Source organism: Mycobacterium sp., from assembly GCF_049673265.1.
GTDB lineage: Bacteria > Actinomycetota > Actinomycetes > Mycobacteriales > Mycobacteriaceae > Mycobacterium.
In genome coordinates this window covers 1-1645 of sequence record NZ_JBATXN010000568.1, presented here as the reverse complement: position 1 = coordinate 1645, position 1645 = coordinate 1, and the positions used below count along the sequence as shown (strand labels likewise).

The 1645-nt window shown below is 65.2% G+C and carries 2 protein-coding genes; both read left to right on the top strand.

The window, feature by feature from the left end:
* Positions 1–714: FAD-binding protein (locus tag WBF82_RS19345; RefSeq protein ID WP_424384559.1), on the top strand; the 714-nt coding region annotated here is incomplete at its 5' end.
* 2 nt (positions 715–716) lie between these two features.
* A complete protein-coding gene (locus WBF82_RS19340; protein WP_424384558.1) occupies positions 717–1577 on the top strand; it encodes a MaoC/PaaZ C-terminal domain-containing protein in 861 nt (286 codons plus the stop codon).
* Positions 1578–1645 lie beyond the last annotated feature (68 nt).

The following is a 1645-nucleotide window of genomic DNA, read 5'->3' as shown; positions in this document are numbered from 1 at the left end:
GGCGCGCCGTGGTTCGCATTGTCGGAGCGCAACTCGCCCGGCTCCATCATCGTCAACATGTCCGGCCAGCGATTCATGAACGAATCCATGCCCTACGTCGAGGCCTGCCACCACATGTACGGCGGCGAGTACGGGCAAGGTCCCGGTCCAGGCGAGAACATTCCCGCGTGGCTGGTATTCGACCAGCAGTACCGCAACCGCTACATCTTCGCCGGATTGCAGCCAGGACAACGTATTCCGCGCAAATGGCTGGAATCCGGCGTGATCGTCCAGGCCGACACGCTCGATGAGCTGGCCAGCAAGGCCGGGCTACCCGTCGACGAATTCAAGACGACAGTCGAGCGCTTCAACGGCTTTGCCCGCTCAGGCGTAGACACCGACTACCACCGCGGCGAGAGCGCCTACGACAGGTACTACGGCGACCCGACCAACAAACCGAACCCCAACCTCGGCGAGATCAGCCACTCGCCGTATTACGCCGCGAAGATGGTGCCCGGCGATCTGGGCACCAAGGGTGGCATCCGCACCGACAAGTACGGCCGGGCACTGCGCGACGACGGCAGCATTATCGAAGGCTTGTACGCGGCAGGCAATGTGAGTTCACCGGTGATGGGACATACCTATCCGGGCCCCGGCGGCACCATCGGCCCCGCGATGACCTTCGGCTACTTGGCAGCTCTGCACATTTCTCAATCACCAGCAGGACGGTCCTAGATATGCCCATTAATCCGGACGTCGCACTGGCCGCCGAGCTCGATCCGATCGAATTCTCGTGGAGCAGCAGCGATGTGCAGCTCTACCATCTGGGATTGGGCGCCGGCGCCGACCCGATGGATCCGCGTGAGCTGCGCTATTTGGTCGACGACACCCCGCAGGTATTGCCGACATTCGGCAACGTCGCCGCCACCTTTCACGCCACCAAGCCGCCGACCGTACAGTTTCCCGGCATCGACATTGAGCTGAGCAAGGTTTTGCACGCCAGTGAGCAGGTGACCGCACCGGCGCCGCTGCCACCGTCCGGCTCGGCGAAAGCCATCACCCGGTTCACCGACATCTGGGACAAGGGCAAGGCCGCGGTTATCTGGTCCGAGACGCGAGCGACCGCGCCGGACGGGACGCTGCTATGGACCCAGCGACGGTCGATCTTCGCCCGCGGCGAAGGCGGGTTCGGCGGCGAGCGAGGTGCGTCGACGTCTGCAAGCGCACCCGACCGGTCGCCGGATCTCGAACTCGACATCGTGGTATCGCCGCAGCAGGCACTGCTGTACCGGCTCTGCGGCGATCGCAACCCGCTGCACTCCGATCCCGAATTCGCCGCTGCCGCAGGGTTTCCGCGGCCCATCCTGCATGGGCTGTGCACCTACGGCATGACGTGCAAGGCGCTGGTCGACGCGTTACTCGACGCCGATGTCGCCGCCGTCGCGTCGTACGGCGCCCGTTTTACGGGGGTGGCCTACCCCGGCGAGACGCTGAAGGCCGCCGTCTGGAAAGAGGACGGCAGATTGCTGGCCAACGTAAGCGCGCCTTCGCGTGAAGATGCGGTCGTGCTGTCCGGCGTGGAGCTGACCCCGGCCTAGGGCTTGGCTTGCGTTGGCGTCGAGGGTGCGGCTAGCCGCACCCTCGGTCTCGGCGGTGCGGCTAGCCG

Excerpts from the sequence above, each read along its gene's own strand:
- WBF82_RS19340 (WP_424384558.1), top strand. The coding sequence starts at position 717 with ATGCCCATTAATCCGGACGTCGCACTGGCCGCCGAGCTCGATCCGATC.